This window comes from uncultured Tateyamaria sp., from assembly GCF_947487805.1.
Taxonomy (GTDB): domain Bacteria; phylum Pseudomonadota; class Alphaproteobacteria; order Rhodobacterales; family Rhodobacteraceae; genus Tateyamaria.
In genome coordinates, this window is the sequence record NZ_CANKXW010000006.1 from 82,593 (window position 1) to 95,260 (window position 12,668).

The following is a 12,668-nucleotide window of genomic DNA, read 5'->3' on the forward strand; positions in this document are numbered from 1 at the left end:
ATCTCGCGGGTCCCGCCTCCGCGCAGATGGTGCTGGTCATGGAGAGCGACGGCTCTCTGACCCCATCCCGCTCCCAGGACAGCTTTGCCCGCAATTACAATGACGGCATTGGACAAGGTTCAGCGGCCGATGGTCTGGCAATCTTTGGCGAACGGGATGGTGAGCCAGACGACATCCAATTGGCAGCCCTCTCACGGCCTGCGCCCCTACCCCGCGCCGATATCCTCACGGCCATCGAGGCCACCGCCTTTCGCTATGCCGGGCATCCCGGGCTACGCGGCGCGGAGCTCTCGGTTCGCGATTGGCTAACCCTCTACCGTGCCAATATCGAGGTGGAGAGCGCCTACCGGCAGGATGCGGTCTCGAGTGCAGGCGCCATTGGCCTTGGTCAATTGATGCCAGCGACGGCGCGCGACCTCGGTGTCGACCCGCGTGATCCTATTCAGAACTTAGACGGTTCCGCCCGCTACCTCGCGATGATGCTGGAGGCATTCGGCGATCCGCGTCTGGCGCTGGCTGCCTACAACGCCGGGCCGGACGCGGTCCGCAGGTACGGCGGCATTCCCCCCTACCGAGAAACTCAGAACCACGTGACCCGTGTCATGGCCGTCGTGGCCCGATTGGAAGGATCAAATTCATGAGACAGATTTCAAATCTATTCGTCGCCTCTTTGGCGCTGTTCCTGCTCATTGCCGAACCTGCGCTTGCCCAAAGCATCGATCTCTCGCCGATCCAGAGCTTGTTGCAGGGCATCGTCGATGCGCTGACCGGCCCGCTTGGTGTTGTCATCGCGACGCTCGCCGTTCTGGGCGTCTTCCTGAGCTGGTTCTTCAACATCATCGATCTGCGCCAGGCGCTTTGGGTGCTTGTCGGCATCGCCGGTGTTGCCGCCGCCCCCACGATCGTTGCCGCGGTCTTTGCCGGTGGCTGAGCGCGCGCCCCTCTTTCTGGGTCTCGTGCGCCCGCCCAAGCTTCTGGGCCTGCCCATCATGTACGCGATGGTCTGGCTCTTCGGTTCGGTGCTGCTCTTTGTCTGGGTCCAGCACGTCGCAGTGCTGGCTGTCGCCGCCCTGCTCTATCCCGTGCTTTGGAAGGCCGCGGACTGGGATCCGCGCTTCATCGACGTGATGATGACGGCGCTGCAGGAGACACCGCCGACGCGGAACCGCTCTATCCACGGCGGGGACAGTTATGCCCCGTGAAGTCGCGCTCGATCTCCGCACGATGACTCCCGACTGGTATGCGCGCGAAACCCGCCTCGCGCATATGCTGCCTTACGTCAGCCTGGTCGGTGATCGGACCGTGCGGACACGGGTGAACGAGCTCTTCCAGTGCATTCGGCTCGATGGGGTCAACAGCTATACGACCGACGATGCCTATCTCGACAAGGTGACCGCGCTTTTTGCCCGGATCATCGCGCAGTTGGGGCCGGAGTTCAGCTACTATGTCCACAAGGTCTCGAAGGCGATCACGCCGGACCTCGAACCCGTGCGTGAGGACAGTTTTGCTGGAGAAGTCGACCGGCTCTGGCGCGCGAAACTCGAAACCAGCGGCCTGCGCGACAAGACCCTGACCCTCACGGTGATCCATCGCCCGCCTCCAAAAAGCGTCCTGCCGTTCCTGAACCGCAGCGCGCCGGATCGCCTCAAGGAAGCGACCGAGAAGCGCCTTCGCCGATTGAGCGAGGCCGTGAACGTGTTCCTGTCTGGCCTGACGGAGCTGAACCCGCATGTACTCACGGCCAAAAGCGGCGAGTTGATCGGCTTTCTGGGGGCCCTCAACACTGGCCAGGAACTGCCGCTGTATCCGGCGAACACCTATGGCTTCTTGTCCTTCAACGTGGCCAACACGCGAGTGACGTTTCACGGAGATCACTTCGAGCTATCCGAAGGCGTCGTGGGACATCGCTACGGCAAGAGTTTCACCATCGGGGAATATTCCGAAGCCACCTCCTGCACCATGTTCGACATGCTAAACCTGCCGGTCGACATGATCGTCACGCATTCCTTCACGCCGATCAATTCGAACCTCATGGCGGGTCGCATCAAACGGCAAAAGCGCCAGATGCAGGCTTCGCAGGACGCGGCCCTGTCGCTCATGGAAGCGCTCGATATTGCCGCCGATGATCTCGAGGCCAAGCGCCAGAGCTTCGGCGAGCACCATATGGTCGTGACGATCTTTTGCGACACGCTGGACGAGCTACAGACGCTGAGCGCTGAGATCGTGAATGCCGCCGCCGCCGAAGGGGTGAAGATGATCGGTGAGAGGGTTGCCGCCAAGGCGCATTACCTCAGTCAACATCCCGGCAACCAACCCAAGCGCGTGCGCGCCAGTGCGATCACCAATCGCAACTTCGCGGATTTCGCGGCGTTTCATCGGACGCAGCTTGGCAAGCCTGCTGAGAAGACCCCTTGGGGGAAAGTCATCACCTATCTGCCCACGCCCGAGCAGAGCGCCTATCGGTTTTCCTATCACGAGCAAGGCTCGCCCGACAAAGAACCGACCAGCGGGCATACGCTGATCATGGGACGACCCGGGTCAGGCAAGTCGGTCCTCTCGGCTTTTCTCATGACGCAAGCCCGTCGAGTAGGGGCGCGGATCTTCGTCTTCGACTACCGTCTCGGTATGGAGATGGCGGTCCGCGCCAATGGCGGGCGATATGCGTCTTTGAAAGCTGGCCAGCCCACGGGTCTCAACCCGCTTTGGACAGAGACCGATGCCCGTGGCACGGCCTGGCTCTCGGACTGGCTTGCGACCTTGCTTTATCGTGCCGACAAGCCGCTGACGCCAGCACAGACCAACCGCATCCAGGAGGTCGTGCGCCAGAATGCGCAGGCCACGAACCCAGCCTTGCGAAACTGGCGCGACTTCGCATCGCTTTTTGTGTCCACCGACGATAGCGGCGATCTGCACCAGCGCCTGCTCGAGTGGACCGAAGAGGGCCGCTACGGCTGGATTTTCGGACAGACGCTGGAAGACACCTTCTCGCTGAAGGGCGATGTGGTGGGCTTCGATCTGACCGGCATTCTCGACAGCGAGGCCGAGAAGGAACGCATGGCCGTCCTCTCCTATCTCTTCCGCCGGGTTGAGCGCGAGATCGAGGATCGGCGCCCCACCATCATCGTGATCGACGAGGCCTGGAAGGCGCTCGATAATGCGTATTTCGCCGAGCGGCTGTCGAACTGGCTGGTGACCGCGCGCAAGCAGAACACCGTCGCGGTGATGATGACGCAATACGCGAGCCAGCTCGAGCGCACCCGGACCGGCAAGACCATCGTCGAGGCGGTGCCGACGCAGATCCTGCTCCCGAACATCCGCGCCCATGCCGCCGACTACGCGATGCTGAACCTCTATGAGAAGGAACTCGATGTGCTTCTCAACACCGGCAGCGACAGCCGCCTTGCGCTCATCCGCGACGACCAGGGATCCATCGTCGTCGATACCGATCTGAGCGCCCTCGGGCCCAATCTCACCATCCTCGGCGGCATGGAAAAAGGTGAAGCGCTCGTCGGCGCCGATTACCGCGACCGCCCGGACTTCTGGAGGCTTTCATGACACGCATTTTGTTGCTTCTCACCGCGCTCGGCGCTTTGGCCTCCTGCGCCCAGTACCAGGAGCCGCAGGCCAATTGCTTTACCTTCCTGGCCTCGACAGCCCCCGTCGCACCCGATTGTTCCTTCACGCCCCTTGGCACCCCGGATCGCGATATTGAAGTCTAGCCTGCCTCATATCCTGGTCCTTTGCCTGCTGCCCGGTCTCGCCTTGTCTCAAGGCGTGCCGACCAATGACAGCGGGCTGACCGCGCGCGATATCGTCGAGACCGGCGATCGCGAGGCCGACCTTGCGATCCAGGCGGACAAGCTGTCCGTGCGCGAACTCATTGCCGAGATCGAACGCGAGCAATTGGCCACACTTCAACGCATCCTCGATGCCCAGACAAGCTTCGGCGGTCAGGGCCTGCCCGCGATGATTTCAGGGCTGGAAAACGGAAGCGGCGATCCAGCCCGTTCCGTCGAAGCGGTCTACGGCAATGCCGACATCGACCCCAATCCCGGCGGCGCACAGATGTTTGGCGATGCCGCCGAAAACATCGAGCAGCTCATCATCCGCGTCGCCCAGGAAACAAGCAGCTTTGCGGGAGTTGGCCGCGCGGGCCTCTCCCCAGTCCAATGGCGCGCACTCCTACAGGCGCTCATCTGGCAGGAAAGCCGGTTTGCCATCGGCGCCCGCTCGCCGGTCGGCGCTTTTGGCCTCACCCAGATTATGCCCGGCACCGCCAGCGATCTCGGCATCAACCCGGAATATTATGACAGCCCCTACCTGCAGGTGCATGGCGGCGCGCGCTATCTCGCAACGCAACTCAACACCTTCGATAGCAACATCATCAACGCGCTCGCGGCCTATAACGCCGGCCCCGGTCGCGTGTTCGAATATGGGGGCGTGCCACCCTTCCGCGAGACCCAGCACTACGTCCAGGTCATCCCCGAACGCTACAATCTCTACCTGGGCCGCATCGGCGGGATCGAAGCGCTCGGTACGATCGACCCCGCGCTTCTGGCCAATGCGAACCTCTCAATCACCGGGCACGGCGCGGCCTTCTATGGCAGCAACTCGCCCGCCGCGATCCGCCAAGCCGCCCTGCGTATTGTGGATATCGTCGAGCGGATTTCCGAAACCGAGGACGTGCAGGAGAGCGTCGCGCTCAACACCTATGCCCGCGCCGAACTCGTGCGCCTCGTCGCCGCGCGCATCCGGCTTCAGGCGGCGCGGACCCGTGTCCTGAGCGCAGAAGAATTGGCGCAGGCCAGCGCCCGCATGGCCGAGGGCGCATTCATGAAATTCACGATCAGGGAGATAGACTGATGAGAGATTTGCTCGTGAGAACGGCCTTGGCCACAACGCTTGGGGTTGGCCTGCATCTCGGCACCCTCTCCCCTGCCGCAGCGCAGGGCGTGCCGGTCGTCGATACCCAAAACATCGCGCAAAACATCCAGCAGCTCCGGCAGATGATCGAAGACGAGATCCTGCAGAACGAGCAGCTGACGCAGCTCCGCGAACAGCTTGCCACACTCACGGACCAACTCGCGGAGCTGCAAAGAACCTACGAAGCCCTGACCCGCCTTGCTGAACTGCCGGAAATCATCCGCACCGAGATGGAGGACGAGCTGAACGGCCTGCTTGATCAGGAGTTCGGAGACATCCTCGCCACCATTGAAGCCATCAAGACCGGCGACTTCTCTGGCCTCTCTGGCTCCGGCGCGGGCGAGATCGAAACCCAGATGGACCGGGTCCTGGCCGATCTCGGATTTGACGATGACACCCTCTCGGAAATGGCCACCAGCGGAAATCCCGGGGCCAACCGCGTGGCGACGCAAGCGACAACCGGCGCGCTCGTCTCGGCCGCGGCCCAGAACAGCTATGAGGATGCCGGCCAATCGCTGGAACGCGTCGACCGGTTGGTCGGGCTGATCGATGACATGGACGAACTGAAGGAAAGTATCGACCTCAACACGCGGGTGACGGCGGAACTGGCAATTGCCCTCGTCGCCATGTGGCAGCTTGAGGCCGTGCAAACCGTGGGTGACGGCACCGGCGGCGTGATTGATGCCGCCACAATCGCCGAAGAACAGCGCTTCATGGATTTCACCTTGCCGGACCTGCGGGCAGACTAAGGCGTTTCGAAATTGATCCCCAAAAACAAATATCGGTTTTCGCGTTCGAGCGCAGCGAGAGGCAGCGAAGAACCGATTCAACTCATTTCGAAACGCCGAGCGGGGGCATGAATGGTGGCGAGTGAACAAGAAATCATCGAGGAAGAACTGGTCTACGGTGCCTTGCGCCGCGAACGGCTCTGGCAACGCCTTGGCCTGATGGGCCTTGTCTTCGGTGTCATCGGCTGTCTGAGCGCGGCGGCTGTCTCAATTCTCGATGTCGATCCGCCGCCTGTGGTCGTGCCCTATGATCCTGCCACCGGCTTTGCACTCCCCGAAGCCTCGGTCGGCGCCTCCTCGGTGACCGCCAACCAGGCGATCATCGAGGCGGAGGTGTTCCGCTATGTGACCGACCGGGAGGTCTACAACCAGCTCGACAACGATCTGCGCATCCGCAGCGTGCTGCGCCGTTCGGACGGGGCCGCTGAAATCGGCCTGCGCCAGATCTGGAACAGCGCCAATGAGAATTACCCGCCGACGGTCTATGGCCCCAATGCCCGGCTTGATGTGGAAATCCTCAGCATCAACCGGATCGGTACGAACCGCGCCACGGTCCGGCTGCGCAAGCGTCTGACATCCATCAATGGCGTCCAAACCGGGCTTTTCACCGCCACGCTTCTCTTCGAGTTCCGCCCCGAGACCCGCCGCTCCATCGATGAGGTCTGGACCAACCCCTTCGGCTTCACGGTCCTCGAATATTCCATCCGCTCCGACAAATTGGAGAATTAGTTTGCTTAAGAAGGCCCTCGTAACAATCGTCCTTGTGCTGCTGCCCGGTCTCGCCCTTGCCGAAGCCATCCCGCGTGGCGGTCCCAATGACAACCGCGTGCGCTTGGCCACCTACCAGGAAAGTCAGGTCTACCGACTCAACGTCTCGCTGACACACGTCACTACGGTCGAATTTGGCGAGGGTGAAAGCATCCGTTCGATCATCGCTGGCGACACGGAAGGCTTCGAGATCGACGGCGTGCCCGGCGGTCAGGCCTTCGCGATCAAGCCCGTCGCGCGTGGCGTCCATACCAATGTCACGGTCTACACCAACCGCCGCAGCTACTACTTCAACGTCCAGGAGACCCGCAGCCCGACCTTCTACGTGGTGCAGTTCCGCTATCCGGACGACAATGCACGGCCCACACGTGCAATCGCGGCCCAAGCCCCGAACTACAATTACGGCGCCAGCGCGCGCAGCGAGTTCACCCCCACCCGTGTCTGGGATGACCGGACCTTCACGTATTTCGAATTTCCGCAGAACGCGCCGGTGCCTGCGATCTTCCGCTACGCCAATGGCCGTGAGCGCACGGTCAACACGCAAGCCACCGAGGACGGCGTGATCCGGGTTTCAGGCGTGAACCGACAATGGGTGCTGCGGATCGGGGAGGAGGTGGTCTGCATCGAGGCCACACCACCTGCGGGGGTAGGCTCATGAGCGATACTGGAAACGCAGACCTCGAGAAACGCCTCGCTGCTCTAGAACAAGGCAAGGGCGCTGGTTCGCCCCCTGCCCCACGGCGCTCACCGCTGCTCGCTTTGGTCGTCGTCCTCGTGATCGGCGCGGGCGGTGCGTTGCTCTATCTCATGTCCCAACCCGAGGAAGAGGAAGCCCTTCCCACGGCCACGCCGGACGTGTTCCAGAACGAAGGCGACGGGTTCGGCGCAATCGAGACCTTGCCCCCGCCCGAGCCCGAGGTTGTGTTCGTCGCACCCGATCCGGTCGAGCCCAATGCTGAGCTTCTGGCACAGCTCGCAGCCCTTCAGGCCCAGATCGAGGAATTGCGCAACTCCCCTGAACCGGTCGTTGAGGAAGACACCGCCGCCGCCGAAGCCATCGATGCGTTGACCGCTCAGATCGCTGCGCTGCAAACGGCGTCTGAAGCCGCGCAGCAGCAGTTTCGCGATGAACTCACGGCGCGTGATCGCGAGCTTGAACAACTCCGCATGGATCTTGAGCTGGCCCAGCTCGAAGCCAACCGCCCCCTCCCGGCACCCATCGGCCCAAGCGACGACGAGCTGCGCGCGCGGGAAGAAGAACGGCTGCGGCGCGAGGAGGAAGCAAGACGGCTCGCGGAACTCGAACGCCGCGCGGCCGAAGAACGCGCGTTTCAGGAACGCCGGATCACCTCGCCCACCATCGCCTTTGGCGGCACGTCTGGCGCAAATGAGACGGAACTGACCGAGCGCACCTTCGGCGAAGTGACGGATTTCGTGTTGAACGGCGCGCTGCCCGCCACCGTGACGCAAGCCGAGGTCATCGCCAATCCGTCCAACACCATCATCCAGGGCACGATGATCCAGGCCGTCATGGAAACCGCCCTCGACAGCTCCCTGCCCGGCCAGACCCGGGCCGTTGTATCCGAAGACGTGTTCAGCTTCGATGGCTCCCGCCTCCTGATCCCGCGCGGCTCCCGCCTCATCGGGCGCTATCGCTCTGGTGTCGATATCGCGCAGCGCCGGGTCACGATCGCTTGGGACCGGATCATTCTGCCCGACAACCAGACCATCCAGATCAGTTCTTTTGGGGGTGATGAACTTGGCCGTTCCGGCGTGACCGGCTTTGTCGATACGCGCTTTGATGAGCGCTTTGGCTCGGCAGCGCTGATTTCACTGATCTCCGCTGCGCCAAGCGCCGCTGCGGCAAATGTCCAGGACGAAACCGCCGCGGATGTGCTGGAAGACGTGGGCGATGATCTAGCGGATGCCACGGACAGCGTGATTGGCGACTATCTCTCCATCGGCCCCGTCATCTATGTCGATCAGGGCGCGCGCGTCACGGTGATGGTCGACCGAGATCTGGAGATATTCTGAACCCATGTCGCTGAGCTATCTCGAAACCTCCCTCGACCGGATCGACGCCGCCGCCCGCGACGATGTCATCGAGATTTGCATCAACCCTGATGGCACCTGCTGGGGCGAATTCCAGGGCGATCACTTCATGCGCCCACTGGATCAAAGGCTGACAGCCGTTCAGGTCAGGGACCTCGGCAACCAGATCGCCTCCTCCGCCAATACGACGATGAGCAAGGATCGCCCCATCGTCTCGGTCTCGATCACCTACAAGGGCCGCCCGATCCGCGCGCAGGTCATCACCCCGCCCGCTGTGCTTTCGGCCATGTCGATCAGCCTGCGGTTCTTCTCGAGCCTGCCACTCGAGGGCATCGCACTCGATTTCCTCTACGGAAAAGAGCGCAAGCTCGAAGACCTGCGCGTCGAAAAAAAGCGCGCCTTGCGCGCCGTGGTGGCCGCGGGTTTGATCGATGATGCGCTCGCCTTCTGCGTCGAGAACAAACTCAACATGATCGTCTCGGGCGGCACCTCCACCGGCAAGACCGTGGCCGCGCGCAAGATCCTCTCTCACGTACCGGCCGAGGAACGCATCGTCACCATCGAAGAAGCCGCCGAGCTTCTGCCGACCCAACCAAATGCCGTGACCCTCATCGCCAATCGCGACGCGGAATTCCAGACCGCCGATGTGCTTCTCACCGCCACGCTGCGCATGCGTCCCGACCGGATCATCCTGGGCGAAGTGCGCGGCAAGGAGGCCATGACCTTTCTGGAAGCCATCAACACCGGCCACGGCGGGTCCATGACCACGCTGCATGCCGAAACCCCGCAATTGGCCGTGCAGCGCCTCGCGATCGCAGCACTCAAGACCGAAATCCCGATGACCTATGCCGACATGATCCAGTACATCGAAAATTCCATCGATGTGATCATCCAGGCCGGTCGCCATGACGGCAAACGCGGCATCACCGAATTCTACCTCCCCGGCATGAAACAGATTGGAGAAGCTGCATGAAGACCTTTGAATATGAAATCCTCTCCTTCCCGATGGACCGTAAGAACAGTCTGATCGAGATGCAGGCGGCATTGAATGCGAAGGGCCAGATCGGCTGGGAGGTGGTCTCAATCAGTTCGTCGGAGTTTGCCAATATCGGGCACACGGCTTTTCTGAAGCGTGAAACCTCCGACGGTGCCGATTTTGGAGACAACCGATGAAGCGTGGTGCAGCGCATTTCTTGTTACTGTCAGTCGGTTTGGGCTTGATGGCATCGCCCCTAATGGCGGAGCGCAATCTCATCCCCAGTCTTGAGAGCATTCCAGATGTCTGCCCCGAACGCCCGAGCGAACCTGACTGGATGCAGAACATCGCCCTTCGAGACGCCTACCAGCGTGTCTTGGTCCAGGACATCTACCGGGCACAGAACATGGAGCGGATCGTTGAGACCGGATCCTGCGACTGCGGTCTTCGCTTCCCAGCATGGGATAACGCCGAAGTCACCTTCCAAGAAAACCACGCCAATGCGAACCGTTCAGAAATGCTGCAAGCGTCAGACAGTTACAACCGCCGCGCAAGTGATCTTCGACCAGAAGCTCAAGCGATCTGCGAAGCAGTGGGAAAGTGGTAGGGGAACTCTGAAATGAGCGTTGTCACCTACTTCGTTGAAACCTCCCAAGGCTATCTCAACACCGCCGCCGAGACACAGTTCGGGTCTGTTGCTGCCACGGTGGGAACGCTTCTCGTTCTTGGAACAACGCTGGTGGTGATCCTCGTTTTCCTGAACATGATCTATCAGTACAAAGCGATGGACGGGCGAACGGCATTCTGGCTTGCGGTCAAGATTGGTCTCATCGGGATATTTGCAACCAATTGGGTGCAGTTTAACGCACTCTCGTCCGCAATCCTCGCGGGGATCGACAGTATTGCGGGCGCGCTGGTCGGCTCCGTCGGTGGTGGCGTTCCAGGTCCATCGGGGACATTTGCAGAAGAATTTGACCGGCTCATCGCCGAGCTTGGAGACTACCTTAACGCGGCCGGGTCTGAGCTCAACTGGATGGCCGGCGCGATGCTCGACATTGTTGGCGTGTTGATGTTGTCGATCTTGGGAGGGCTCGCTGCATTTATCTTGGTCGCGTCGCGTTTGATGATCGCGCTGCTCATTGGCATCGCACCCGTGATGATCTTCCTCACCCTTTTCGAAGTGACCAAGGATTACTTCGCGCGCTGGCTGTCAGCACTGGTCTCCTTTGCGCTCTACCCAATCGTCGTGGCAGGCGTATTCGCAACAATCACAGGTGTATCATCCGCCCTCATTGGTGAACTCGGCGACCCGGAAGGGGCCTCAAATATAGGCGCGCTCATCCCCTTCTTCATGATGGTCCTCATGGCCAAGGGCTTCATCATCGCCACGCCGTTCATCGTTCGCGCGATCTCAGGGAACATTATGATGCCAGCGCTGTCTGGGGGCTTGGCAGGAAGCTACAGCTTTGCGCGCGCTGCGATGGGCAATCAGCAGGCTTACAATCGGTATCTTGTTGGTGGTGCCAGTGGAGCCGAATATGCAGCACTCAGAGCACGGCAGTTCTTTGGGGCCCAACAAATGCCGCAACGGCCGGGAATGGCAAATGTGACACCTGCAGGGGGCAGTCCATCCACCGGAACCGGATCGCAAATGATGGCGCAGCTGGCTCGTTTGGGAAGGTTGGGGAGGCGTTGATGAGGTTTTTTTCTGCGACGCCGTTGAACAATGAATGAGCGAGGGTCCCATAAGCATTCGCCAGTAAAAACGGTACCATTGGAGCTGGTCCAAGCAGTCCTGCGCTCAGCAATCAATGGAAGATCTGTCGGGCTTGAAGAGGCAATACGGACCCTGGATTGCGATGCCCATCATGCTGACCTCATCTTGCGCCAGATGGCCGAGGCTGGGTACTTGGAGCCTGCCGACATCTTTGACAGTTTGTTTTATTGGCAGCTAACGCCGAATGGGAGTCGCCTCGCACTGGAACCCAAGCGAAAGCGTATCCGGCGCGATAAGGTTCAGACCATCATTTCTGAACTTCTCGCCCGGGCCAAGGTCATCAACGGCGATTCCGATCGCCTGCAGCGCATCACCTTGAAGCTATTCGGCAGCGCGCTTGAGGAGCGAGACGACTACGGTGACGTCGATGTTTCTATCGCGTATCTACGACGCCAGCTGAGCGATATCGAACGTGAGCGCATCGAAAACGCACTGAAAGCCCGCCAAAGCAATTCAGATCGGCAAACCTTTCAAGGGCGGCTCATGGGCGCGGAACGTCAGGATACGCGGGAAATCATGGCGTTCCTGAAAAAGGGTCTGCCACATCTTTCGCTCATGAATGATGATCCTATGGACCTCGGGACACCGTACCGTTGGCTCGTCGACCACGACGTGAAAACGGACAGACCAATTGATGTTTCTGACGATATCGTTCGACCCAATGGGCCTTCGATCCTCGACCAACACCCGAGGAAACCGTTACCGCCAATCACACTGCTTGAAGCACGACACAGAGCCATTTCTGCGAATACCAAAGTTGCGATTGATGACATGCACATAGGTTTGGAGGACGCAGCCGCGCTCGAAGAGCAAATGTGGTCTCCAAAGGTCACACGCGAAGGCGATTTCGTTGCTAACGACATCAGAAGTGAGAAGCGGGTCAAATTCGCCGGGTTTCAGCACTTATGTCCGATCTGGAAGAAAGACCTAGGCGGCGTAGCGATGTTGAAGGAAGCCCTCGACTGGTGCGATGAACATAAGGTTTGGATCAGAGACGTATTTCCGAGAGTTTCAATCCAACGGTCCGACCGGACACATATCATACGCCTCGGGTGGGGCCATGACCTGATCTATTTCAATGTCGGCGGTAAATCGACAACTGGGAGCCTGCTTCCTATAAATCGAACACGCGTTTCCAAAATTGACTTGGCCGGCGCTTATGCGGTCGGCAGGGCACTTTCGAAGATGTATGACGAAAGTAGGTCCGCGAAAATGCCATGGTTCAGCGCTGACATTTTGCTTCCGTTAGTCGAGGTAGACAGGCTCCCGGATTTCCCTCGGCTGCATAAAGATGGCGCGTTCAAAGAAGGCGCGTTTCAAGGCCTGCGGGAGGTCACCTTTTTCTGAGCCGGGATCATACCCCCATGTGCACCAACCCGCCTCG

The 12,668-nt window shown here is 60.6% G+C and carries 15 protein-coding genes; all 15 read left to right on the forward strand.

Translation table 11 applies throughout. From position 1 onward, the window contains the following. Nucleotides 1-26 precede the first annotated feature (26 nt). The 15 genes from Q0949_RS14995 to Q0949_RS15065 all read left to right on the forward strand — a co-directional run bounded on the left by Q0949_RS14995 (nucleotide 27) and on the right by Q0949_RS15065 (nucleotide 12,631). Entirely contained in the window at nucleotides 27-641 is a 615-nt protein-coding gene (locus Q0949_RS14995; RefSeq protein WP_299373933.1) for a lytic transglycosylase domain-containing protein, read from the forward strand. Further along, a complete protein-coding gene (locus Q0949_RS15000) occupies nucleotides 638-931 on the forward strand; it encodes a TrbC/VirB2 family protein (protein WP_012187323.1) in 294 nt (97 codons plus the stop codon). Before Q0949_RS14995 ends, Q0949_RS15000 begins: the two co-directional genes overlap by 4 nt. Further along, nucleotides 924-1,202 carry a VirB3 family type IV secretion system protein gene (locus Q0949_RS15005; RefSeq protein WP_299373940.1) on the forward strand — a complete coding sequence of 93 codons (279 nt, stop codon included), beginning with the start codon at nucleotides 924-926 and terminating at the stop codon, nucleotides 1,200-1,202. Before Q0949_RS15000 ends, Q0949_RS15005 begins: the two co-directional genes overlap by 8 nt. Then, entirely contained in the window at nucleotides 1,192-3,555 is a 2,364-nt protein-coding gene (locus Q0949_RS15010; protein ID WP_299373943.1) for a type IV secretion system protein B4, read from the forward strand. The genes Q0949_RS15005 and Q0949_RS15010 overlap by 11 nt, the downstream gene beginning before the upstream one ends. After that, nucleotides 3,552-3,719, forward strand: a complete 168-nt coding sequence (locus Q0949_RS15015) for a hypothetical protein (RefSeq protein ID WP_299373945.1) — start codon at nucleotides 3,552-3,554, stop codon at nucleotides 3,717-3,719. Before Q0949_RS15010 ends, Q0949_RS15015 begins: the two co-directional genes overlap by 4 nt. Next, the gene (locus Q0949_RS15020; RefSeq protein ID WP_299373947.1) at nucleotides 3,709-4,863 is read left to right on the forward strand and encodes a lytic transglycosylase domain-containing protein; all 1,155 of its coding nucleotides are present in this window, start codon (nucleotides 3,709-3,711) and stop codon (nucleotides 4,861-4,863) included. Before Q0949_RS15015 ends, Q0949_RS15020 begins: the two co-directional genes overlap by 11 nt. Continuing rightward, complete coding sequence (locus Q0949_RS15025) at nucleotides 4,863-5,672, forward strand: type IV secretion system protein (protein ID WP_299373950.1); 810 nt, start codon at nucleotides 4,863-4,865, stop codon at nucleotides 5,670-5,672. The genes Q0949_RS15020 and Q0949_RS15025 overlap by 1 nt, the downstream gene beginning before the upstream one ends. Nucleotides 5,673-5,783: 111 nt before the next feature. Beyond that, nucleotides 5,784-6,440: a virB8 family protein gene (locus tag Q0949_RS15030; protein ID WP_299373953.1), complete on the forward strand. Its 657-nt coding sequence runs from the start codon at nucleotides 5,784-5,786 to the stop codon at nucleotides 6,438-6,440. A 1-nt stretch (nucleotide 6,441) separates the two neighbouring features. Beyond that, nucleotides 6,442-7,137, forward strand: a complete 696-nt coding sequence (locus Q0949_RS15035) for a TrbG/VirB9 family P-type conjugative transfer protein (RefSeq protein ID WP_299373956.1) — start codon at nucleotides 6,442-6,444, stop codon at nucleotides 7,135-7,137. Continuing rightward, complete coding sequence (locus Q0949_RS15040; protein WP_299373959.1) at nucleotides 7,134-8,513, forward strand: TrbI/VirB10 family protein; 1,380 nt, start codon at nucleotides 7,134-7,136, stop codon at nucleotides 8,511-8,513. The genes Q0949_RS15035 and Q0949_RS15040 overlap by 4 nt, the downstream gene beginning before the upstream one ends. 4 nt (nucleotides 8,514-8,517) lie before the next feature. Further along, complete coding sequence (locus Q0949_RS15045) at nucleotides 8,518-9,504, forward strand: ATPase, T2SS/T4P/T4SS family (protein WP_299373962.1); 987 nt, start codon at nucleotides 8,518-8,520, stop codon at nucleotides 9,502-9,504. Continuing rightward, nucleotides 9,501-9,704: a hypothetical protein gene (locus Q0949_RS15050; RefSeq protein ID WP_114276217.1), complete on the forward strand. Its 204-nt coding sequence runs from the start codon at nucleotides 9,501-9,503 to the stop codon at nucleotides 9,702-9,704. Before Q0949_RS15045 ends, Q0949_RS15050 begins: the two co-directional genes overlap by 4 nt. Continuing rightward, nucleotides 9,701-10,114, forward strand: a complete 414-nt coding sequence (locus tag Q0949_RS15055) for a hypothetical protein (protein WP_299373967.1) — start codon at nucleotides 9,701-9,703, stop codon at nucleotides 10,112-10,114. Before Q0949_RS15050 ends, Q0949_RS15055 begins: the two co-directional genes overlap by 4 nt. A 12-nt stretch (nucleotides 10,115-10,126) precedes the next feature. Beyond that, complete coding sequence (locus tag Q0949_RS15060) at nucleotides 10,127-11,203, forward strand: type IV secretion system protein (RefSeq protein ID WP_299373970.1); 1,077 nt, start codon at nucleotides 10,127-10,129, stop codon at nucleotides 11,201-11,203. Between the two features lie 78 nt (nucleotides 11,204-11,281). Next, complete coding sequence (locus Q0949_RS15065; RefSeq protein WP_299373973.1) at nucleotides 11,282-12,631, forward strand: hypothetical protein; 1,350 nt, start codon at nucleotides 11,282-11,284, stop codon at nucleotides 12,629-12,631. Nucleotides 12,632-12,668: the final 37 nt, after the last annotated feature.

Excerpts from the sequence above, each read along its gene's own strand:
- Q0949_RS14995 (WP_299373933.1), top strand. The coding sequence starts at position 27 with ATGGTGCTGGTCATGGAGAGCGACGGCTCTCTGACCCCATCCCGCTCC.
- Q0949_RS15000 (WP_012187323.1), top strand. The coding sequence starts at position 638 with ATGAGACAGATTTCAAATCTATTCGTCGCCTCTTTGGCGCTGTTCCTG.
- Q0949_RS15010 (WP_299373943.1), top strand. The coding sequence starts at position 1,192 with ATGCCCCGTGAAGTCGCGCTCGATCTCCGCACGATGACTCCCGACTGG.
- Q0949_RS15015 (WP_299373945.1), top strand. The coding sequence starts at position 3,552 with ATGACACGCATTTTGTTGCTTCTCACCGCGCTCGGCGCTTTGGCCTCC.
- Q0949_RS15025 (WP_299373950.1), top strand. The coding sequence starts at position 4,863 with ATGAGAGATTTGCTCGTGAGAACGGCCTTGGCCACAACGCTTGGGGTT.
- Q0949_RS15030 (WP_299373953.1), top strand. The coding sequence starts at position 5,784 with ATGGTGGCGAGTGAACAAGAAATCATCGAGGAAGAACTGGTCTACGGT.
- Q0949_RS15040 (WP_299373959.1), top strand. The coding sequence starts at position 7,134 with ATGAGCGATACTGGAAACGCAGACCTCGAGAAACGCCTCGCTGCTCTA.
- Q0949_RS15045 (WP_299373962.1), top strand. The coding sequence starts at position 8,518 with ATGTCGCTGAGCTATCTCGAAACCTCCCTCGACCGGATCGACGCCGCC.
- Q0949_RS15050 (WP_114276217.1), top strand. The coding sequence starts at position 9,501 with ATGAAGACCTTTGAATATGAAATCCTCTCCTTCCCGATGGACCGTAAG.
- Q0949_RS15055 (WP_299373967.1), top strand. The coding sequence starts at position 9,701 with ATGAAGCGTGGTGCAGCGCATTTCTTGTTACTGTCAGTCGGTTTGGGC.
- Q0949_RS15060 (WP_299373970.1), top strand. The coding sequence starts at position 10,127 with ATGAGCGTTGTCACCTACTTCGTTGAAACCTCCCAAGGCTATCTCAAC.